At 69.3% G+C, this 19,430-nt stretch carries 19 protein-coding genes and 1 pseudogene; 9 read left to right on the top strand and 11 right to left on the bottom strand.

Features of this window, described 5'->3' with window-relative positions; all coding sequences use genetic code 11:
• Positions 1-135 precede the first annotated feature (135 nt).
• The 3 genes from CEK29_RS12325 to CEK29_RS12315 all read left to right on the top strand — a co-directional run bounded on the left by CEK29_RS12325 (position 136) and on the right by CEK29_RS12315 (position 3,353).
• A complete protein-coding gene (locus CEK29_RS12325; protein ID WP_094858267.1) occupies positions 136-1,911 on the top strand; it encodes a putative bifunctional diguanylate cyclase/phosphodiesterase in 1,776 nt (591 codons plus the stop codon).
• A gap of 44 nt (positions 1,912-1,955) precedes the next feature.
• Positions 1,956-2,591: a DUF2625 domain-containing protein gene (locus CEK29_RS12320; protein ID WP_094800259.1), complete on the top strand. Its 636-nt coding sequence runs from the start codon at positions 1,956-1,958 to the stop codon at positions 2,589-2,591.
• Between the two features lie 123 nt (positions 2,592-2,714).
• Positions 2,715-3,353 carry an ankyrin repeat domain-containing protein gene (locus CEK29_RS12315; RefSeq protein WP_255176151.1) on the top strand — a complete coding sequence of 213 codons (639 nt, stop codon included), beginning with the start codon at positions 2,715-2,717 and terminating at the stop codon, positions 3,351-3,353.
• A 27-nt stretch (positions 3,354-3,380) separates the two neighbouring features.
• On the opposite strand, the pseudogene CEK29_RS12310 reads toward CEK29_RS12315, so the two are convergent.
• Positions 3,381-4,196: pseudogene (locus tag CEK29_RS12310) on the bottom strand (SDR family oxidoreductase); the annotation flags it as partial.
• A 93-nt stretch (positions 4,197-4,289) separates the two neighbouring features.
• Between CEK29_RS12310 and CEK29_RS12305 the strand changes: the two are divergent.
• Complete coding sequence (locus CEK29_RS12305) at positions 4,290-5,267, top strand: LysR family transcriptional regulator (protein WP_094858265.1); 978 nt, start codon at positions 4,290-4,292, stop codon at positions 5,265-5,267.
• An 84-nt stretch (positions 5,268-5,351) separates the two neighbouring features.
• On the opposite strand, the gene CEK29_RS12300 is transcribed toward CEK29_RS12305, so the two are convergent.
• On the bottom strand, positions 5,352-6,239 hold the full coding sequence (locus tag CEK29_RS12300) for a LysR substrate-binding domain-containing protein (RefSeq protein ID WP_094858264.1): 888 nt from the start codon (positions 6,237-6,239) through the stop codon (positions 5,352-5,354).
• Between the two features lie 193 nt (positions 6,240-6,432).
• Here CEK29_RS12300 and CEK29_RS12295 point away from each other — a divergent pair, with 193 nt between their 5' ends.
• Together CEK29_RS12295 and CEK29_RS12290 are read left to right on the top strand one after the other, a co-directional pair.
• Entirely contained in the window at positions 6,433-7,218 is a 786-nt protein-coding gene (locus CEK29_RS12295; RefSeq protein WP_094858263.1) for an SDR family oxidoreductase, read from the top strand.
• Between the two features lie 17 nt (positions 7,219-7,235).
• Positions 7,236-8,174, top strand: coding sequence for a dihydrodipicolinate synthase family protein (locus tag CEK29_RS12290; protein WP_094800035.1), 939 nt, complete (start codon positions 7,236-7,238; stop codon positions 8,172-8,174).
• A 72-nt stretch (positions 8,175-8,246) separates the two neighbouring features.
• Here CEK29_RS12290 and CEK29_RS12285 read toward each other — a convergent pair whose 3' ends face one another.
• The 5 genes from CEK29_RS12285 to CEK29_RS12265 form a co-directional block, all read right to left on the bottom strand.
• Positions 8,247-9,908 carry an ABC transporter permease gene (locus CEK29_RS12285; protein WP_094858262.1) on the bottom strand — a complete coding sequence of 554 codons (1,662 nt, stop codon included), beginning with the start codon at positions 9,906-9,908 and terminating at the stop codon, positions 8,247-8,249.
• Positions 9,909-9,927: 19 nt separating this feature from the next.
• On the bottom strand, positions 9,928-10,878 hold the full coding sequence (locus tag CEK29_RS12280) for an ABC transporter substrate-binding protein (RefSeq protein ID WP_094858261.1): 951 nt from the start codon (positions 10,876-10,878) through the stop codon (positions 9,928-9,930).
• A 57-nt stretch (positions 10,879-10,935) separates the two neighbouring features.
• The gene (locus CEK29_RS12275; protein ID WP_094858260.1) at positions 10,936-11,631 is read right to left on the bottom strand and encodes an ABC transporter ATP-binding protein; all 696 of its coding nucleotides are present in this window, start codon (positions 11,629-11,631) and stop codon (positions 10,936-10,938) included.
• Positions 11,631-12,752, bottom strand: a complete 1,122-nt coding sequence (locus tag CEK29_RS12270; RefSeq protein ID WP_094858259.1) for a porin — start codon at positions 12,750-12,752, stop codon at positions 11,631-11,633. Before CEK29_RS12270 ends, CEK29_RS12275 begins: the two co-directional genes overlap by 1 nt.
• A gap of 340 nt (positions 12,753-13,092) precedes the next feature.
• Positions 13,093-13,734 (bottom strand): LysE family translocator, encoded by a 642-nt coding sequence (locus CEK29_RS12265; protein WP_170948466.1) that lies wholly within the window; start codon positions 13,732-13,734, stop codon positions 13,093-13,095.
• Positions 13,735-13,954: 220 nt separating this feature from the next.
• On the opposite strand from CEK29_RS12265, the gene CEK29_RS12260 reads away from it, so the two are divergent.
• Both CEK29_RS12260 and CEK29_RS12255 read left to right on the top strand, forming a co-directional pair.
• On the top strand, positions 13,955-15,130 hold the full coding sequence (locus CEK29_RS12260) for a DUF1624 domain-containing protein (RefSeq protein WP_094858258.1): 1,176 nt from the start codon (positions 13,955-13,957) through the stop codon (positions 15,128-15,130).
• Positions 15,131-15,177: 47 nt separating this feature from the next.
• Positions 15,178-16,293 carry a porin gene (locus CEK29_RS12255; protein ID WP_176456892.1) on the top strand — a complete coding sequence of 372 codons (1,116 nt, stop codon included), beginning with the start codon at positions 15,178-15,180 and terminating at the stop codon, positions 16,291-16,293.
• 62 nt (positions 16,294-16,355) lie between these two features.
• Here the strand turns inward: CEK29_RS12255 and CEK29_RS12250 are convergent, their stop codons facing one another.
• A complete protein-coding gene (locus CEK29_RS12250; protein WP_141218343.1) occupies positions 16,356-17,513 on the bottom strand; it encodes a hypothetical protein in 1,158 nt (385 codons plus the stop codon).
• On the bottom strand, positions 17,506-18,051 hold the full coding sequence (locus tag CEK29_RS12245; RefSeq protein ID WP_255176145.1) for a hypothetical protein: 546 nt from the start codon (positions 18,049-18,051) through the stop codon (positions 17,506-17,508). The genes CEK29_RS12250 and CEK29_RS12245 overlap by 8 nt, the downstream gene beginning before the upstream one ends.
• Here CEK29_RS12245 and CEK29_RS23905 point away from each other — a divergent pair.
• Entirely contained in the window at positions 18,050-18,313 is a 264-nt protein-coding gene (locus tag CEK29_RS23905; RefSeq protein ID WP_176456887.1) for a hypothetical protein, read from the top strand. The two genes, CEK29_RS12245 and CEK29_RS23905, sit on opposite strands and share 2 nt — an antisense overlap.
• A 125-nt stretch (positions 18,314-18,438) precedes the next feature.
• Here CEK29_RS23905 and CEK29_RS23900 read toward each other — a convergent pair whose 3' ends face one another.
• Both CEK29_RS23900 and CEK29_RS12235 read right to left on the bottom strand, forming a co-directional pair.
• A complete protein-coding gene (locus CEK29_RS23900) occupies positions 18,439-18,909 on the bottom strand; it encodes a DUF6644 family protein (protein WP_094858255.1) in 471 nt (156 codons plus the stop codon).
• 2 nt (positions 18,910-18,911) lie between these two features.
• The gene (locus CEK29_RS12235; RefSeq protein ID WP_094800044.1) at positions 18,912-19,304 is read right to left on the bottom strand and encodes a DUF6152 family protein; all 393 of its coding nucleotides are present in this window, start codon (positions 19,302-19,304) and stop codon (positions 18,912-18,914) included.
• Positions 19,305-19,430: the final 126 nt, after the last annotated feature.

The raw sequence follows: 19,430 nt of genomic DNA, 5'->3' as shown, positions 1-19,430 counted from the left end.
CACGCCATGCGTTGCAGCCAGGCGACATCTGGTCGCGGATGGCGCGAGCGCGCGTGACGTGACACCGGCCGAGGCGATAACCTGAAACAAATGCACCCTTTGGGTGCGCCGATTCAACGCTTGCAGGCTGTATTCATGAGTATCACGCCGGCGCTTCCGCACCCGGCCAACGAAGCGGAACGCCAAGCCTGCCTCGATTTGTTCGACCTCGACGGCGAGCACGATGAAGTGCTCTCCGAGATCGTCGCGCTCGCCGCGCGCCTGTTCGACGCGCCCGTTGCACTGCTCTCCATCATCGACCGGCACCGCCAGTGGTTCAAGGCGCGCATCGGCACGTCGGTCGAGCACACGCCGAGGGGCGATGCCCTCTGCGAGCACACGATCGCCGGCGACGGCGTGCTCGAGGTGTGCGACGCGCGGCGCGACCCGCGCTATGCCCGGTCGGTGGCGGTCACGGGCGAGCTGCAGGCCGGCTATTACGCCGGCACACCCCTCGTCACACGAGACGGTTTCGCGCTGGGCACGCTATGCGTGATCGACCGCGACGCGCGGCAACCGATGTCCGCACGCGAGCGCGAGACGCTGGCGCACTTCGGACGCCTGGCGCTGGCGCGCCTGATGACGATCCGCCACACCCGCTACATCGATGAGCCCACCGGCCTCTTCAATCGGCTGCGGCTGGAGCAGGACGTGGCGCTGCTGCTCGGCGAGGGCCGGCCGCTCGAGGTCGTGACGGCCGACCTGCTGCCGATCGAGCTGGCCAACGCGTTCATCCGCACGCTGGGCTATCCCTTCTTCAATCAACTGATGGCGGACGTGCGCGACCGCATGCGCGGCGCGGTGCCGGCCGAGTGCGTGCTCTACAAGATCAGCCCCACGCGCTTTGCGTTTCTGGTGGTGGAAGGCAGCGGCGTCGATGTCGAGCGCGTGGCCGCCGATCTGCAGCGCGCGTTTCACTTGCCCGTGGTGTGTCAGTCGATTCCGGTGCGCACCGGCCTGGGCCTGGGCGTGCTGCCCCTGAAGCCCGGCATCGACTACGGCGACTGGATCCGCCTTGCCGTCAGCGCCGCCGAAGACGCGCGCCAGCACAATCTCGGGCTTGCCTATTTCCGCCCGGAGGTCGACCAGGCGCAGCAGCGCGCCCAGGCGCTGCTGGCCGCGCTCTCGGCCGAGGTGTCCGACTGCGCCAATTTCTCGCTCGCGTTCCAGCCCAAGCTCGTCCTGGACACGGGCCGCTGCGACTCGGTGGAAGCGCTGCTGCGCTGGAACCATCCCGAGCTCGGCTGCGTCAGCCCGTCCGAATTCCTGCCGCTGGCCGAGAACACGGCCTTGATGAACGACATCACGCGCTGGGTGCTGCGCGCGGCCGTCGACCAGCTCAGCCGCTGGCGCGAGGCCGGCGTGCCCCTCAGTCTGGCGGTGAACATCTCCGCGCGCGACCTCGAAGACACCACCCTGGTGGCGGACATCATGGCGCTGCTGCGCGAGGCCGGCGTGGATCCCGCACGGCTCGAACTGGAGTTCACCGAGAGCGCGTGGATCCAGGATGAACCCGCGGCGCTGCGCACGGTGCAGCACGCGCAAGGCGCCGGGCTTTCGGTCGCCATCGACGACTTCGGCACGGGCTATAGCAACTGGACCTATCTGCTGCGTTTTCCGGCCACGTCGGTCAAGATGGATCGCACCCTGATCGAAGACATCGAGACCTCCGAGACCCATCGCACCGTCGTGCGCACGGTCGTGCAGATGGCGCGGCGCCTGGGCTTGCGGGTGGTCGGCGAAGGCGTCGAGTCCGCCGCGCAACGCGACTTTCTGCGGGACTGCGGCTGCAACGAGGCCCAGGGATTCCTGTTCGCGCATCCGATGAACGCCACGCAGCTCGAGGCCTGGCTGGAGACCTGCGGCGCCTGACGGCCGCGCTGCAGCGAGGCGGGCCCGGCGTTATCATGCCCGCCATGAAAACGCTGACTGAACTGATTCACACCGACGATCCCGCGCTGCCGCTGATTAAAGAATGGGTCGCCTCCGCGGCCGTTTCCTGCGAGATCCTGCCGGCCGGGCCGCAGGCCGACGAGGTGCTGCTTGGCCTGCAGGTCAGCACGCGCTCGCCGCTGGGCGCGATCGCGCACGGCACCGGCGGGCTGCTGATCGACCACGGCTGGCTGCGCGTGCTGGGCTCGGGCCACCCGCGCCTGCCGCGCGATCTGCTGCGCTGGAATCACGGCCGCGCCGACGGCTTCCTGCTGGTGGCCGACGATGCCGCCGGCGGCTTCTTCGCACTGGACGGGGGCGCGTTTGGAGGCGAGCCGGGCACCTTGCACTATTGCGCGCCCGACACGCTCACCTGGGAGGCGCTCGACGTGGGCTACACCGATTTCGTGCAATGGGCCTTGAGCGAGAGGCTGGCCGACTTCTATGCCGACCTGCGCTGGGCCGGCTGGGAAGCGGACGCCGCCGCGCTCGGACCGGACGAGGCATTTTCTTTCTACCCCTTTCTCTGGTCCGCCGAGGGCAGCGCCGCCACCAGTTCGCGGCGCGCCGTGCCCGTGGCCGAGTTGTATGGCGCCAATGTGGAGCAGCGCGCCGCGTGATCCTGCTGCGTCGGGGCCGCGGGCGCTTGTGACGCTGCTACAGTGCGGTCAGAGGCCGTCCCGTCGGCGGCCCGCCTGTATGGAGACGCCGTGCCCGCCCTGCCCTTGATCCGCATGCTTGTGATGTCCTTCGCGCTGGGCGCGGTCGGCACGTCTGCCGCCGCCGCCGCCGATCCCGCCGCCTTGCTGGCCGCGGCTCAGGCCGGCGACACGCCGCGTGTCCGCGCCTTGCTCCAGGCGGGCACGCCGGTCGACCCGCGCGACAACAGCGGCAACACACCGCTGTTGCTTGCCACCGCGCAGGGGCACACCGAGGCCGCGCTCGCGCTGATCGCCGCCGGCGCCGACGTCAATCTCAAGAACGGGATGCAGGACAGCGCCTATCTGCTCGCGGGTGCCCGCGGCGAGCTCGCGATCCTGCGCGCCACCGTGGATCACGGCGCCGACCTCAAGAGCACCAACCGCTACGGCGGCACGGCGCTGATCCCGGCCTGCGAACGCGGCCACGTGGACACGGTGCGCTTCCTGCTCGAGGCGGGTGTCGATCCGGATCACGTCAATCGCCTGGGTTGGACCGGCCTGCTCGAAGCCGTGCTGCTGAGCGACGGCGGCCCGGCGCACCAGGAAATCATCAAGCTGCTGATCGCGCACGGCGCCGACGTCAATCTGCCCGACGGCGACGGCGTGACGGCGCTGGCGCACGCGCGCCAGCGCGGCCAGGAAGCGAGCGCCGCGCTGCTGGTCGCGGCCGGTGCGCGCTGAGCACGCCCACCCGCGCGGCTGCCCGGCTCATTGCCCCTGCTGCGTCGGCATCACGACGACTTGCTGCAGGTTGACGCGCTTGGGCAGGCCCGCCAGGAAGGTCACCACGTCGGCGACGTCTTCGGGTTGCAGGAACTCGATCTGCGTTTCGGCGGCGGCCAGCCAATCCTTGGTGCCCTGGAACGTCACGTGACTCTGCAGTTCGGTGGCGACGATGCCGGGCTCGATCATCGCAACGCGAATGTTTTTCGGGCCGAGCTCGATGCGCAGATGACGCGACAGATGGCTGACGTAGGCCTTGGTGGCGCTGTAGGTGGCGAAGTACGGGAACAGCGCCTGGGCGCAGATCGATGAGGTGTTGATCAGATCGGCCGGTCCGCCTTCGGCCGCCGCCTGGGCGAGTTGCGGCACGAAGGCATGGATCACCCGCATCACGCCGGTCACGTTCAGGTCGATCTGCTGCTCCCATTCGGCGAGTTTGCGCTCCTCGACCGCACCCGGCAGCATCACGCCGGCATTGTTGAAGACCAGGTCGGCGCGGCCCCAGGCCTGAGCCACCGCCTGGGCGGCGGCGTCGACCGAGGCCTGATCCGTGACGTCGGTCGCCAGCGCCATCGCCTCGCCACCCGCCGCGCGGATCTGCGCCACCGCCTGCTCCAGCCGCTCGGCGCGCCGCGCCAGCAACGCGACCCGCGCGCCCCGCGCCGCCAGCGCCCGCGCGCTCGCCAGGCCGATGCCACTGGATGCGCCCACCACGACGGCCACGCGGCCGGCCAGCGTCTGTTCCTGCTCGTGCTGTTGTTGCGTCATGTCATGCTCCTTGTGCGTTGTCGAAGTCGGATGTGAGCTTCGATGGAGCGAACTTTACGCAGCCTGAGTCGAATCCAGTAGTTGGCACTATGATGTTTCATTCTCTACTTTTAGTTGGCATCGAGCATGAACGAACTGCGCGCGATCGAGATCTTCGTGAGGGTGTCCGAGCTCGGCAGCTTCAATCAGGTGGCCCACGCGTTGGGCCTGAGCGCGCAGGCGGTCAGCAAGAGCGTGCGCCAGCTCGAACAGCACCTGGGCATGCGGCTGTTTCATCGCACCACGCGCAGCAGCACGCTGACGGAGGACGGCCAGCGCTTTCTCGATTCGGTGCGGCCGCGCCTCGATGCCCTGCAGCGCGTGCTAAGCGGCGCGCGTCAGGCCAGCGGCGAGGAGCACGGCCTCATTCGCATCAGCGCCGCCACGCCGGTGGGCCGCCGCATCCTGTTGCCGCTGCTGCACGCGTTCCGCGAACGCTATCCGCGCATCGAGGTGGATCTGGTGCTGGACGAAAAGTTTTCGGATCAGGTGATCGATCGGATCGACGTGGGCTTTCGGGCGGGCGGCCCGCCGGAAGCCCAGGTGATCACGCGGCGGCTGTTTCCGATCCAGGAAATCACCTGCGCCCCGGCCGCCTATCTGCGCGAGGCCGGCGTGCCGGCCGACCTCGACGCCCTCGCCGCGCACCGCTGCACCGGCTACCGCAGCCCGAGCACCGGGCGGATACTGCCCTGGGAATTCAAGATCGACGGCATGACGGTGCAGCGGACGATGGCGCCGGTGTTCACCGCCAACGAACCCGAGACCGAGATGGAGGCCGTGCTGGCGGGCTTCGGCATCGGCCAGATCGACAGCATCAACGCCGCCCCGCGCCTGCGCGCCGGCGACCTCGTACCGCTGTTCACCGACTGGACCAGCGACCGGCGCGGGCTCTACCTCTGGTACGCCAACCGCAGCAACATGCCCCGCCGCGTGCGCCTGTTCATCGACTTCGCGCTGGACCGGCTGCTCGACAGCACCGACCACACCCTATCGGCGCAGGAGCTGCAGACGCTGTCACGCAACGGGTTGAAGCAGCTGGGGCCTACACCGCGCCGTCGCTGAGCCGGCACACGAGGTAGCTTTTAAGGTGTCAGACTACCTTTTCGCAGGCCCGTCCAGCCGACCTCACTCTCCCGCCTAGCCTTTTCACCCCTGCCCCGCCAGCCACTCGCGGAACTGCGCCAGCGGGGGGTCGTTGGCGCGGTCCTCGCGGTAGACGAGGTAGTAGCCCAACGGATCGGGCATCTCGCCGGGCATGGCAATCGCCACCGTGCCGGCACGCAGCTCGTCTTCGACGAAGGCCTGCGGCACCAGGCCGATGCCGATGCCGGCGATGACGGCCTGGATCAGATGCGAGGTGAGTTCGAAGTCCGGGCCCGAGCGCAGCCGGCTGGCCGGGATGCCACGCGCCGCGAACCAGCGCGCCCAGTTTTCCGGGCGGGCTTTTACGCGCAGCAGCAGGTGCCGGGCCAGGTCGCGCGGCTCGTTCAGCGCGGCGCCGGCGCGCAGCGCGGGGCTGATGATGGGCACGAGGCGCTCCTCCATCAGCAGATGCGCGCGGCAGCCCGGCCAGAGCCCGTCGCCCACCGCGATGTAGGCGTCCATGCCGGAGCGCTCCAGATCGATCTGGCCGACCTTGGAGTGAATGTGTACCTGCACCTGGCCGTGGCGCTTGTAGAAATCGCTCAACCTCGGCAGCAGCCACTTGGTACCGAAGATCGGCAGCACGGCCAGATGCAGGTCGCCCGCGCCGTGGCGAAACGCGATGGCCTGCAGCGTGGCGTTGCGGATGCCGGCCAGCTGGTGCGCGAGCTCACGCTGGTACATGGCGCCCACTTCGGTCAGCTCGATGCGGCGGCCGGTGCGGATGAAGAGCTCCACGTCGATCAAGGCCTCGAGCGCCTGCACCTGCTTGCTGATCGCGCTCTGCGTGGTCGACAGCTCCTGGGCGGCGCGGGTGAAGCTCTGGTGGCGCGCGGCCGCCTCGAAGGCCAGCAGCAGCGACATCGAGGGGGTCAGCTTGCGCGGATTCATTCCATTTACTCTTGAAAATCCCGAAAAAGACTCGTTTGCCGCGTCTCACGCGACGCCGCAGAATAACGCACATCAAGGCCAATACGCAGCGCCATCCGCCGACAGGCGTCCGATCCATATTCTGTGGATTCGTGCAGGCATGGCGAGCCTACCCTCGCGGGGCGCGCGGCGCCTCGCCTTCTGGAGCAGCAGCATGGATCTCGGAATCAAAGACAAGGTCGCCCTGGTACTGGGCGCGGGTGGCGGACTGGGCGGCGCGATCGCCACGGCGCTGGCGGCGGAAGGCGCGAAGGTCGCCGTCGCCGACATCGACCCGCAGGCCGCGGCGCGTACGGCTGAAGCCGTTGTCGCGGCGGGCGGCAAGGCGCTGGCCCTGCCCTGGGACCTCGCCGACCTGGGCGCCATCGACGGGCACATCGGCCGCATCGAGGCCGAGCTCGGCCCGGTCGATATCCTGGTCAACAACACCGGCGGTCCCCCGCCCACGCCGGCCTCGGGCCAGCCCGCCGAAACCTGGCGCAAGTTCTTCGACAGCATGGTGCTGCCGGTCTATGCCATCACCGACCACGTGCTGCCCGGCATGCGTGAGCGTGGCTGGGGCCGCATTATCACCAGCACCTCGTCGGGCGTGATCGCGCCCATCCCGAACCTGGGTATTTCGAACTCGCTGCGCCTGGCCATCGTGGGCTGGTCCAAAACCCTGGCCCGCGAAGTCGGCAAGGACGGCGTCACGGTCAACATCGTGCTGCCCGGCCGCATCGCGACCGACCGCATCCAGTTCCTGGACGAGGCCCGCGCCAAGCGCGAGAATCGCAGCGTGGAGTCGGTGTCGGCCGAGAGCACGGCCAGCATCCCGGTGGGCCGTTATGGCAAGCCCGAAGAATATGGCAGCGTGGTCGCCTTCCTGGCGAGCCAGCAGGCCAGCTACCTGACCGGCTCGACGCTGCGCGTCGATGGCGGTTTCATCCAGAGCATCTGATCCGCGAGGAACCCGACATGCCTCTCACCGCCGACGCCAAGGGCGTCTATCCCATCGCGCCGACGCCGTTTTTCGACGACGGCCGCATCGACACCGCCTCGATCGACCGCATGATGGACTTCTATCATGCGTGCGGCTCCACCGGCCTCACGGTGCTGGGCCAGCTCGGCGAAGCCCAGAAGCTCGAGCATGCCGAGTCGCTCGCCGTGGCCAGCCAGGTGATCGGCCGCGCCGGCGAGCTGCCGGTGATCGTGGGTGTCTCGGCGCCCGGCTTCGCGGCCATGCGCGCGCTCACCCATGAGGTGATGGCGCGCGGCGCGGCCGGCGTCATGATCGCGCCGCCGAACACGCTGCGCACCGACGACCAGATCGTCAATTACTACCGCCAGGCGGTCGAGGCCATCGGCGCCGACGTGCCCTTCGTGCTGCAGGACTACCCGCTCACGTTCTCGGTGCAGATGAGCCCGGGCGTGATCAAGCGCATCGTCGACGAGCTGCCCTCGTGCGTGATGCTCAAGCACGAAGACTGGCCCGGTCTGGAGAAGATCTCGACCCTGCGCGGCTTCGAACGCGACGGCAAGATGCGCCACATCTCGATCCTGTGCGGCAACAACGGCCTGTTCCTGGATTACGAGATGGAACGCGGCGCCGACGGCGCCAACACCGGCTACTGCTTCCCCGACATGCTGTGCGACGTCGTGCGCCTGAATGCCGAGGGCGATCGCGAGGCGGCGCACGACCTGTTCGACGCGCACCTGCCCTTGCTGCGCTATGAACAGCAGCCGGGCGTGGGGCTGGCGGTGCGCAAGTACGTGCTGATGCGTCGCGGCATCCTGAGCTCGGCGGCACAGCGCAAGCCGGCGAGCCCGATGTCGGCGCAGGCCCGCGAAGAAGTGGATCACCTGCTCGCCCGCCTCGCCAAGAAAGACCCGCGCGCGGCGAATCTGGCGAAGTAAGCCCGCCACCTCCGCCAGAAAGACAAGGCCCGCCCGGCATGCCTGCCGCGCGGGCCTCGCTTTCTTGGGCGCTCAGGCGTGCGCCGTGCTGCGCGCCTGTAACTTGAGCCCCGCCAGCATCAGCGTCAGGCTCAGCAGCACCGCCAGCGTGGCCATCGCCATGCCGTTGCCCACCGAGCCCTGCTCGAACTGCCGCCACACATAGATCGAGACCGTCTGCAGGCCCGCGGGCGCGAGCAGCAGCGAGGTCACGAGCTCGCGCGAGGCGACCGCGAACACCATCATCATGGCGGCCACCACGCTGGGCGCGGTGAGCGGCAGCGTCACGTGCCAGAGCGCGCGCAGCACCCCGGCGCCGTGCACCCGCGCGCTGGCTTCGAGCGTGGGCCCGAGCTGCGCCAGGGCCGCCGACGCATAGCGCATCGGATACGGCAACAGCAGGCAGCTGTACGAGCACAGCAGGATGAACCAGCTGCCATACGGCGTGACCGGCCAGAACGGCTGGTTCCAGGCCAGGATCAGGCCCACCCCGACCACCACGCCCGGCAAGGCCGCCGGCAGCAATGCTAGCCCGTCGATCAGCGCCGCGCCCCGCACATGACGTCCCGCCACCAGCCAGGCGGCCAGAAAGCCCAGCACGCCGGTCAACACCGCCGCGCCGGCCGCCAGCGCCAGACTGGTGCCGAGCGCCTCATAGGCCTGCGCGTCGCTGCCGAACAGGCTGGCGAAGTTGGCCAAGGTGAAGTTGCCGGGCGCCAGGCCGCCCGACAGGGTGCGTTGCAGCGCGCTCGTGGCCATCGCGGCCAGCGGCGCCAGCGCGGCCACGCCCGCGACGAGCGCGAACAAGGCCAGCACCGGCCAGCGCCAAGGGCCGAGCTCGGCATGCGCGAGCGGCACCGGCTTGCCGTTGGTGGTGTCGAAGTTGCGGCCCGCCAGCACCGCGCGCTGCACCGTGAACGCCGTGAGCGCCAGCGCCACCAGCACCAGCGACAGCAGCGCCGCGCCGGACAGATCGATGGGCCAGTCGGCCAGTCGCCGCTCGATCGCGGTGGTGAGCACGGACACGCCGGCCTGCGCACCGAGCGCGGCCGGCACGCCGTACTCTTCGATCGCCAGGGTGAACGCCAGCAGCAGACTGGCGGCGATCGCCGGCAAGGCGAGCGGCAGCGTCACGCGCAGAAACGCGGTGCGCGCACCCGCCCCGCACACACGCGCCACCTGCGCCAGCCGCGCCCCGGTGGCCGCCATGCTGCGCGACACCGCGAAGTACACCACCGGAAACGTGCTCAGGCCCATGATGAGAATGACGCCGCCGCGCGAGTGCAGCACGGCGCCGAGGTCCACGCCCGTGAGCTGCGCGAGATAGCCGCGCGGCTGCAGGGCCATGGTCCAGGACAGCGCCGCGATATACGGCGGCAACAAAAACGGCAGCAGGAACATCAGGTCCCAGAAGCGCGCGCCGGGCAGCCGGCACAGGCCGCGCAGCGTGCCGAGCGGCAGGCCGATCGCGGCGGCCACCGCCGCCACGCCCAGGCCCAGCCCGAGCGTCTGGCCCAACAGATCGAACAGCGCCGGATCGCCCAGGGCCTGGCCCCAGACCCCGAAGGGTTCGCGCAGCGAGCCCTCGCCGAGGTAGGGGAAGATGGCCTGCAGGCCGACGAAGCCAATCGGAAGCGCGACGAGCACGACCAGGGCGGCTGCCACGGCAGCCGCCAGCAAGGAAACGCTTTTCATGGCGTTCGAGCCAGCGCGCTCAGTGCTTGCCGAACAACGTGGCGAAGCGGGCCAGCGCCTGCTCGCGGCCGCCTTGCGCCGTGCCGCCATCGGCCTCGAGCACCTTGATGTCGCGCATGTGCGGACGGCGCGCCGCCACGTCTTCACGCGCGGGGATCAGCCACGCGTCGGCCACGGCCGACTGACCCGCCTCGGACAGCACGTAGTCGATGAAGGCGCGCGCCTGATCGGGCGAACGGGTGGATTTGAGGATCATCATCGGCCGCGGCGCGATCACGGTGCCGCTTTGCGGGAAGATGACCTGCACGCTTTCGCCCTTCTGGATGCTCGTGTAGGCCACATAATCCACGCCGCCGAACACCGCCGCGCGCGCGCCCTGCAGCACCGGCGTCAGCGCCTGGGCATTGGGGCCCGACACGGTCATGCCGTTATCGCGCAGTTGCTCGAGCAGCTTCCAGGCGCCCTCGCCCTGCGCGTTCTGCAGGCCGAGCAGCAGATCGATCGTGGCGCCCGACAGCGCCGGATCCGGCATGGTGACTTGCTGCTTGTAGGCGGGCTTGGCCAGATCGGCCCAGTCGGTGGGCGCCGGCGTGCCGGTGGCGCCGTTCCAGACGATGCCCAGCGCCGAGACGCCCTGCGCCACGTACGTGGGCGTGCGCAGACGCTCGGGCACGTGGGCCCCGTTAACGCTCTGGTGCGCCAGCAGCAGGCCGCGCTTGTCCATGTCGAGCGCGGTGTCCCAGGAGGCGGAGATCAGCACGTCGGCGCGCGGATTGGCGGCCTCGGCCTCGAGACGCGCCATCACCTTGCCGGTGGTGGCCTGGAACACATCGACGCGCACGCCGGTCTGTTTCGTATAGCCCTCGGCGAGCTGCTTGATCAGGGTGCCGGGGCCGGCGGTGTACACCGTGAGGGCCCGGGCCGGGGTGTCCGCGTGGCTTGCGCCTGCGGCGCCGAGGGAAAGTGCCATAAGAAGACGAATCATCGTCCGGGAGGAAACGGGGGCGACCATTTTATGAACATTCCTTTAAGTATTTATGACAGCCGTCACACGCCCGGCTTCCATGCGCGCCACCTTGTGGGCCAGCGCATAGGCTTCGTCGTGGTCGTGTGTCACGTAGACGGCGGTCGTGCCGAGCCTGCGCAGGAGCGCACCGATTTCGGTGCACAGCGATTCGCGCAGATCACGGTCGAGATTGGAGAGCGGCTCGTCGAACAGCAGCAGCGAGGGCTGGGCCACGATCGCGCGCGCCAGCGCCACGCGCTGCTGCTGCCCGCCCGACAACTGGGCGGGACGGCGCACGCCCATGCCGGCCAGGCCGACCAGCGCAAGCGCATCGGCCACCCGGGCCTCGCGCTCGGCGCGCGGCACGCGCCGCATGGCGAGCGGGAACGCCACGTTCTGCGCCACGCTCATGTGCGGCCAGAGCGCGTAGTCCTGGAACACCATGCCCAGGTCGCGGCCTTCGGGCGCCACGAACGCATCGGGGGCGCACACCGTGCGCGCCCCGAAGGTGATCGCCCCGCTGTCCGGCCGCAGCAAACCCGCGAGCGCCTTGAGCAGCGTGCTCTTGCCGCAGCCTGACGGCCCCAGCAGCGCGAGCACCGTGCCGGCGGGCACTTCGAGGTCCACGCCGGCCAGCACCGTGTGCCCGTGGTAGGCGTGGCGCACGCCACGCACCACCACGTCGGCGCCGCGCTTGGGAGTGGGCGCCGCGGCCATCAGAAGCGATGACGCATGCCGACGGCCACGCCGAGCTGATTGCTGCCCGGTTCGACGTTCACACCGTAGCGACCGCCGATGACGCTGACCGACGAGCCGTTGTCGTTGAGCGCATACGAACCCAGCGCGTAGAGCGTGGTGCGCTTGGACAGGTCATATTCGCTGCCCAGCACGAGCAGGGTCGGCTTCTGGTCGCTGCCGGCGCGTTGGGCCGCCGGGCAGACCGACACGTTCATGTTGTCGCAGGTGGTGCCATCCATGTGATAGACCGCCGCCGACAGACGCGTGGCCGGCGTGGCCTGCCAGGCTGCGCCGACCCAGTACAGGCGGCTGGTGTAATCGCGCTGCGTGAGCTTCTGCTCGAGCCAGCGATAGCCGCCGTAGAGCTTCACGCCGTCGAAGTCGTAGGCCAGCGCGGCCAGCACGCGGTCTTCGCGGTTGTCGCTGGAGGCCGGCGCACGCGGCGCATCGACGCGCTTGGAGTGATACAGCACGGCCGCGTCCCAGCCGCCGCTCTGGTAGCGCAGGCCACCGCCGATCATGCGGCCGGTCTTGCTGTCGGCCCAGTTCTGTTCGTTGTTCCAGCCGAAGCTGTAGTACGCGCCCACCGACACGGCGCCGAACTTGTTGGTGTACTTGATGGAGTTGTCCATCCGGTCGGAGAACGCCGGATCGATACGCTTGCCGCCGTAGTTGGCGTTCTCGAACGGATTGAACTTGCTCATCCAGTCGATCATCAGCGTGTTGTGACGACCCAGGGTGAGCGTGCCCAGGCTGCGGTCGGACAGGCCCACATACGCCTGGCGGCCGAACAGACGGCCGCCCTGCAGGGTGTTGCCGTTACCGACGTCGAAGCCGGATTCCAGCGCGAACACGGCCTTCAGGCCATCGCCGAGGTCTTCGGTGCCGCGCAGGCCCCAGCGGGAGCCGTTCATGTTGCCGGACGACACGCCGGTCTTGCTGCGGCCGTCGGGTCCGTTGGTGAGGCTCTGGACGCCCACGTCGATCAGGCCATAGAGCTGAACGGTGCTGGTGGGCTGGGCTGCGTACACGGCGCAGGCCGGCAGCAGGAGAGCGGGCAGGCAAGCGCGTGCCGCCGCGGTGCGGATCAAGGTTTTCACAGGTTGTGTCCTCTTTGGGATTCAATCGGAGCGCACAGTCTAGGGAGCGACTGCTACAACCGCGTGACGGTGGCGCGCGAATTGCAGCGCCGTCGCCGCAAACAGGACGAGCGACGTTTGCGCCCGCAACCAATCTGCGGGGCGATGCCTGAGAGGAAGAGAGAGACGCCGCTTGGACGCCGTTTGGATGCCGTTCGGGGGCGCCGTTCGGGGGCACCGTTTGGGGGTGCCGTTTGGGGGCGCCGTTTGGTGGCGCCGCTTGGTAGCCCCGCTTAGGGGCGCGGTTTGGGGGCGCCGCTTGGTGACGCCGTTTGAGGAATCGGGGTGGACCCGCCCGGGCTCAGCGCGCGGGCTCGCCTCGGCTGAACACCAGATAGCCGGCAATCGCGATCATCGTCGCGCCCAGCACCCCTTCCTGCGCGCGCAGGAACCACGGGTTGCGCGTGAGCCATCCCCGGATGCGCGACGCGCCGTAGGCGAAGCCCGCGCCGGTGGCCAGGCCCATGCACTTGGAGAACACCGCCAACGCCAGCATCTGCAACCAGACCGGGCCACGTGACGGGTCGGTGAACTGCGGCAGGAAGGCGATCAGAAAGATGAAGACCTTGGGATTGAGCAGGTTGGTCATGAAGCCCTGCACATAGGCGTCGCGCCCTTGCCCGCGTGCGTTGCTGCTGGCGAGCGTGCCGCCGCGGCGACTGCGCAGGAGCGCCTTGACGCCCAGATACACCAGATAGCACGCGCCGGCCAGCTTCACGGCCATGAAGAGCTCGGGCGATTGCTTGAAGACCGCGGCCAGACCGAGCACGACGAGCGGAATCTGCACGATGCCGGCCGAAAAGGTGCCCAGCACGCTGAACCACGCCGTGCGAAAGCCCTGTGTCATGCCGCGCGTGAGCGTGAGCGCCATGTCCGGGCCGGGCGTGAGCTTGAGCGCCATGTCGGCGGCGAGAAACAGCAGAAAAAGTTGCAGCGAGGGCATGGATGAGGGCCAGAAGTCGACCCCGGCATTATGCCCCTGCGCCCGCGCCCGATCCTGACAGCCAGCTTGCCGTTGATATGTTATTACATTACACTCGCAGCCCTTCGGCGCGGCTCATCCGCGCCTTGTTCGCGTCCTGCCCGGCATGACGGCTCGCCCGGCGGCCCCAGGCGCGGCGCGTTCCGTTCACCCTGCCCTCCGGCCTTTTGCTGCATTCTGTATGACCGGTATCCCTGTTTCCGCTTCACCTTCCCCCGCCTCAACCCGGCTGCATTCCATCGACGCGCTGCGCGGCCTGGTCATGCTGATCATGCTGCTCGACCACGTGCGCGAGACCGTCTATCTGCATGCGCAGGTGGGCGATCCCATGAACGTGACCGACACGCCGCCCGAGCTCTTCTTCTCGCGTCTGCTCGCGCATATCTGCGCGCCGGTGTTCGTGTTTCTGACGGGCCTGTCGGCGTGGCTGTATGGCCAGAAGGCCGGCAGCCTGCAAGCCACCAGCGCCTTCCTGGCCAAGCGCGGTCTCTTTCTGGTGGCGCTGGAGTTCACGCTCATCAACTTCGCGTGGACCTTCCAGTTTCCGCCCAAGGTGATCTATCTGCAGGTGATCTGGGCCATCGGCCTGTCGATGCTGGCGCTCGCGCTGCTGGTGCACCTGCCGCGCGTATGGCTCGTCATCGTGGGCGTGGCGCTGGTCGCCGGCCACAACCTGCTCGACGCCATTCATGTGGCGCCGGGCGAACCCGGCTTCGTGATCTGGGCTATCCTGCATGATCGTGGCTGGCTCGAGGTGAGTGAGTCGCTGCGCCTGCGCACCTCGTATCCGGTGCTGCCGTGGATCGGCGTGATCGCGCTGGGCTACGCCTGCGGGCCGTGGTTCAGCCGCGCGGTGGAACCGGCAACGCGCCGTCGCTGGCTCTGCGGCGCGGGCCTGGGCGCGATTGCGCTGTTCGTGGTGCTGCGCGCGTTCAATGCCTACGGCCAGGCCCAGGGCTGGAGCCCGCAAGACGACGCGCTGCGCTCGCTGATGAGCTTCGTGAACATCACCAAGTACCCGCCCTCGCTGTTCTTCCTGCTGCTCACGCTCGGCCTGGGCCTGCTGCTGCTCGCCTGGCTCGAGCGTCTGGGCGACCGCGCGAGCGTGCGCGCGCTGTGCGTGTATGGTGCCGCGCCGCTCTTCTTCTACATCCTGCACCTCTACGTGCTCAAGGTGCTGTACCTGGCCGCGGTGGCGGTCTGGGGCACCACGCATGGCCAGTACTTCGGCGTGGACCACGTGTCGACGCTGTGGCTGATGACGGTGATTCTGGCGGCGGCGCTCTACGCGCCGGTGCGCGCCTTCGGCCGGCTCAAGGCCCGCCGCCGCGACATCGCCTGGCTGAAATACCTGTGATTCGCGCAGTCCGCGCCGATCGGCCGCGCGCGTTTCGGCGCGTGGCCGTGAGCCTGAACGCCGCCCGGCTCACCGGCATCGTCTGCGCGCTGCTGGCCCTGCCCGCGGCGCAGGCGAGCGCGCAATCCCCCGCGAGCAACGCCTCGGTGGTGTTGTACGGCGTGGTCGACCTCGGCCTCGCCGGCATCGACGACACGGATCTGGGCAGCTCGCACGGCATGCAGACCGGCATGCAGTCGGGATCGCGTTGGGGCCTGCGCGGCCGCGAGGATCTGGGCGGCGGAATGTACACGCGCTTTCAGCTCGAGAGCGGCGTGCTGGCCAACAGCGGCCGCAGCGCGCAGGGTGGACGCCTGTTCGGCCGGGCCGCGTGGCTCGGCATCGGTGGCGCCTGGGGCGAGCTGCGCGCGGGCCGCCAGACCTCGATGTCCTCCGAGCTGCTCGCCGAGTTCGATCCGTTTCTGGCCTCGTACCTCAATCTGGGCGCGCAGACGGCGCTGCTGCCGTTCAATGCCAACCGCGCCGACAACAGCCTGTCGTGGCGCGCGCCGCTTGCCGGCGGCTGGCGCTTCGCGCTGGACCATAGTTTCGACACCGGACCGGGCGGCGGTTTCGCCACCCACGACAGCAATCGTCTGAACAGCGCGGCGCTGGCGTACGAGAGCGGGTCGACCGCGCTGGCCCTCACCTACGAGGGCGCGCGCTGGGCCGCGAATACCACCGAAGGCCGCGCGATGGCGGCGGCGGGCGGCGACGCGCAGCCCTGGGCCGTCACGCTCGCGGCGCGCCACACGCACGGACCCGCGACGCTGTATCTCGCGTATTCGCACATGCGCAACGGCTCGACGATCCCGGCCGTGCCGTCTCCGGGCCAGACGCCCTATTTCCCGGGCAGCACCGTGCACGGCGTGCTCGCCGGCCTGGGTTGGCGCGTGGGCGCCGGCACGATCATGGCGTCATGGCAGGTGAGCCGGCCCGGCGATGGCGGCGCGCTGCGCCGCCAGGGCGCCACGCACACGCAGCACATCCCCTCGATCGGCTACTCGCACGATCTGTCGGCACGCACCAACGTGTATGCGATCCTGGGTCAGCTGCACGGCGCCTGGGACGATCCGTGTTGGCGTCAGACCCAATACGCGGTGGGCCTGCGGCATCGGTTCTAGGTTGCGGCGGCGCTGTCTGCATACGCCGGCGCCAGGGCGTTCGCCCGCCCCGGGGTATGAGTTCAACCGCAGGCGTCCGCGCGCGCCTGCGCCGGATCCAGGCAACGGCGCCAGGTCTCGGGCGTCAGCGCCTGCACCGGCTGCAGACGCGACATGGGATTGATGTAGAGCAGGATCTGACCCGGCGTCTGGCGCAGCGCCTCGCGCAGTTGCGCCTGCTGGGCGGCGCCGAGTACCACCTCTCCGCTCGCATTGGTCTTGCCTTCGAAGAGCAGCGTGTGCGTGTCCGGGTTCCACGATGCCTCGTCCGGCAAGGCCAGCACCTCGGCCGGAATGCGCACCACGCGCCAGGGCTCGTCGCCGATCTCGATGTTCAAGGGCGGCACCTTGCCCGCAGGCAATATCCAGAGCCGTTCTTTGGACGCGGTGGGCTCGGCGTACGCCGACACGCCGTCGGCGGAGGGATGCGCGCGCAAGCGCACCATGCTGCCGTCCGCGTCGTATCGGCGCACCTCGGCGCCCTCGACACCCGCGCGCAGATCAATGCGGCGCAGGATGCGGCCCGACGATGCATCGCGCACGAAGTGCACGGTCTGGGTCGGGCTTTGGGTCACCTCCGTGGCCCCCTGCCCGGCCGGCGCCACGCAACCGGCTTCGTGCAGGGCGACGATGGCGCCTGCCTCATTGCGATCCACGCAGGCCTGCCGCGCCACCGCTAAGCGCCCGCCCTGGCCCGCCACGTATTGCACATAGCCGGCCACCCGGCCCTGCGCGTCGTAGGTCAGCCGATACGCGCCCGTCTCGATGCGCTTGCCGCGCAGCGACACCGATTGCAGGATCCGGCAGATCGCGCCGCCGCTGGCGCGCTCGAACACGGTATTGGTCTCGCTGCCATCGGCCAGCGTATAGGGTGACCAGTCGACCGCATCGGGCCAGAAGCGCGGCTCGGGATCGGGATCCGACACGGTGAACAGCGCCAGCGGCGCCGGCACCCGCTCGCCGCGGTGGCCCAGCAAGATGGCACCGCCGTCGAGGTTTTCGCGTATCGACTGCATCCGCGTGCCCTCGCCCCGCACGGCGGCATCGATGGGCGTGGCGAGTGGCGGGCACGGCAGCGGGGCCAGGCTGCGGGCCGAGGCCTGCCCGGCAAGGGCAAGCAGCGCGAAGCCCAGCATGCTCGCCAGGCTGGGCGCGATGCGCCTCGTGCAAGGGTTACGCATAAGGCAGGTTTTCCAGGAAACGCAGCATGTTCCAGAACTCGCGCGGCACCGCGCCCAGCCGCAGCCGCGGCCCGTCTTCGAACAGCAGGAAGGGATAGACATCGCGTTCGAACGTGCCGTTGTCCGGAAGGCGGTACGGCTTGAACGCCTCGGGATCCGCGAAATAGCGTTCGAGCTGTTCGCCGCCCGCCACGTGCAGGTACCACACGCGCAGCACTTTAGGCTCGAGATCGGGCGGCGTATCGGTGTACGTGCCGCCATCGCCCGCCACGACCGCGCCGCGCATCAGCGCGATCAGCAGCCCGCCCGACAGGTTCGACAGATCGTTCTGGCGCAGCTCGTTGAGCTTGCGCACCAGCACCACGGCGCGCGATCCGGGCACCAGCGTGTCGGCGAAGATGCGTTCCACGTCGGCGTTGGTGGCCTGCGGCACGCTGCGCAGGCGGCGGAAGTCCCGTTCGAACTCATCGAGCCACTGCCGGTAGCGCTGCGTGCTGGTCTGGCGATCGAAGCCCTCCGCGCGTGCGGGCGTCGCCATGACCAGCATCGCGAGCGCGAGCAGCCACGCCGACACAAAGGCACGCAGGCAGGCCGCGACGGCGCCGCTCGACGCGGCCACAGTGGAAAAGGCCGCCGTGGAGACGGCCCCCGTGGAGACGGCCGCCGTGGAGACGGCCGCCGTGCCTGCGGCCGCCCTTCCCCTGCCAGCAAAAGGCAAAAACCCAGCCGCGGGCAGACTCATGCGAAAACGCGAAGACGGTTGCAAGCGCAACGAAGGCATGCGGGACAGGCTCCTGTGAGGTGGCGGTATTGCCCTGGCGCGCGCCGCGGAAAACACCGCGCGCCGGCAAACCCGCCCGCGATTATGCGCAGCGCCGGCTCGGAAGTCATGCGACGCGGCGTTACGGCTGTATCGAGGCGTAGCTCAGATGAACCCGATCCAGCGCCCCGCGAGCACACAGCCCAGCCACAGCAGCAAGGACGCGCCCGCGTGCAGCCGCATGGCGGGCGAGGCCCGGCCTTGTGCCAGCGTGTCGGCCCAGGGTCTGCCGCGCCGCACCCACAACGCATTCAGGGTCGCCAGCACGAGCAGGCCCACCTTGATGAGAAAGGCCCGGTTGTCGACGTACTCGACGGGCTGCACCATGAAGAGCCAGGCCCCGGTGAACACGGCGAGCCCCAGGCCCACGGCCGCGCCCCGCGCCAGGATCGGCGCGAGCACCGCGAGCGGCCCCGGCGGCAGCAGCCCGAGGATCCGCAGGTCCAATGGCACGATGGCGCCGATCAAGAGGCCGATCGCGACGATGTGGGCCGCGTTGACGACGATATAGAGCGAGCCCCACGCGCGCAGCCACGCACCCGGCGGGGCCCCCGCCAACCATTCGAGCAGCGCCATGCTCAGCGCTTGATGCGGCTCGGATAGATGTCGTAGGTCTTGCCGCCGACTTCGATCTGCACGGCCTTCATGCGCTTGTTGGACTTGTCCTGGTCACGATTGCCGGTGGCGCGGATGGTGTCGCCCGGCTTGGCCGAGCCTTCGACGAAGCCGGCCTCGCGGGTCTGGGTGGGATTGCCCAGCTCGACGCGCCAGGTGCCGTCGTCGGTGCGCACGTCGAGCCAGGGATGCGGCGGCGCGACCTGCACTTTTTCGACGGTGCCGCGCAGCTCGATCTGCTCGGACTCGGCCCAGGACCAGCCGTGGTGCGCCATGGCGGGCGCGGCGAAACCTGCCATCGCGGCCAGCGCGATCAGGGCGGCGCCCGCGCCGGTGCGCAGGCGGGGGGTCGTCATGCGTAGAACATTCATGCGTAGCTCCCAGTCGTGATCTCGTTCGTGCCTATAATCTCGCCCAACTTCAGCCGGGCCGCAAGCGTGTCCGGGCCGCTGCCGGCCCAGCGGGCGAGCCCCATTCCGAGG

Origin of the sequence: Bordetella genomosp. 5 (assembly GCF_002261475.1) — a bacterium.
Taxonomy (GTDB): domain Bacteria; phylum Pseudomonadota; class Gammaproteobacteria; order Burkholderiales; family Burkholderiaceae_B; genus Bordetella.
Note: the sequence above shows the minus strand (reverse complement) of the source record. Positions and strands in the feature narration are given on the sequence as shown.

What these genes read in the sequence shown, in the direction of transcription:
- CEK29_RS12325 (WP_094858267.1), top strand. Translation starts at nt 136, where the DNA reads ATGAGTATCACGCCGGCGCTTCCGCACCCGGCCAACGAAGCGGAACGC.
- CEK29_RS12320 (WP_094800259.1), top strand. Translation starts at nt 1,956, where the DNA reads ATGAAAACGCTGACTGAACTGATTCACACCGACGATCCCGCGCTGCCG.
- CEK29_RS12315 (WP_255176151.1), top strand. Translation starts at nt 2,715, where the DNA reads ATGTCCTTCGCGCTGGGCGCGGTCGGCACGTCTGCCGCCGCCGCCGCC.
- CEK29_RS12305 (WP_094858265.1), top strand. Translation starts at nt 4,290, where the DNA reads ATGAACGAACTGCGCGCGATCGAGATCTTCGTGAGGGTGTCCGAGCTC.
- CEK29_RS12300 (WP_094858264.1), bottom strand. Translation starts at nt 6,239, where the DNA reads ATGAATCCGCGCAAGCTGACCCCCTCGATGTCGCTGCTGCTGGCCTTC.
- CEK29_RS12295 (WP_094858263.1), top strand. Translation starts at nt 6,433, where the DNA reads ATGGATCTCGGAATCAAAGACAAGGTCGCCCTGGTACTGGGCGCGGGT.
- CEK29_RS12290 (WP_094800035.1), top strand. Translation starts at nt 7,236, where the DNA reads ATGCCTCTCACCGCCGACGCCAAGGGCGTCTATCCCATCGCGCCGACG.
- CEK29_RS12285 (WP_094858262.1), bottom strand. Translation starts at nt 9,908, where the DNA reads ATGAAAAGCGTTTCCTTGCTGGCGGCTGCCGTGGCAGCCGCCCTGGTC.
- CEK29_RS12280 (WP_094858261.1), bottom strand. Translation starts at nt 10,878, where the DNA reads ATGGCACTTTCCCTCGGCGCCGCAGGCGCAAGCCACGCGGACACCCCG.
- CEK29_RS12275 (WP_094858260.1), bottom strand. Translation starts at nt 11,631, where the DNA reads ATGGCCGCGGCGCCCACTCCCAAGCGCGGCGCCGACGTGGTGGTGCGT.
- CEK29_RS12265 (WP_170948466.1), bottom strand. Translation starts at nt 13,734, where the DNA reads ATGCCCTCGCTGCAACTTTTTCTGCTGTTTCTCGCCGCCGACATGGCG.
- CEK29_RS12260 (WP_094858258.1), top strand. Translation starts at nt 13,955, where the DNA reads ATGACCGGTATCCCTGTTTCCGCTTCACCTTCCCCCGCCTCAACCCGG.
- CEK29_RS12250 (WP_141218343.1), bottom strand. Translation starts at nt 17,513, where the DNA reads ATGCGTAACCCTTGCACGAGGCGCATCGCGCCCAGCCTGGCGAGCATG.
- CEK29_RS23905 (WP_176456887.1), top strand. Translation starts at nt 18,050, where the DNA reads ATGACCAGCATCGCGAGCGCGAGCAGCCACGCCGACACAAAGGCACGC.
- CEK29_RS12245 (WP_255176145.1), bottom strand. Translation starts at nt 18,051, where the DNA reads ATGGCGACGCCCGCACGCGCGGAGGGCTTCGATCGCCAGACCAGCACG.
- CEK29_RS23900 (WP_094858255.1), bottom strand. Translation starts at nt 18,909, where the DNA reads ATGGCGCTGCTCGAATGGTTGGCGGGGGCCCCGCCGGGTGCGTGGCTG.
- CEK29_RS12235 (WP_094800044.1), bottom strand. Translation starts at nt 19,304, where the DNA reads ATGACGACCCCCCGCCTGCGCACCGGCGCGGGCGCCGCCCTGATCGCG.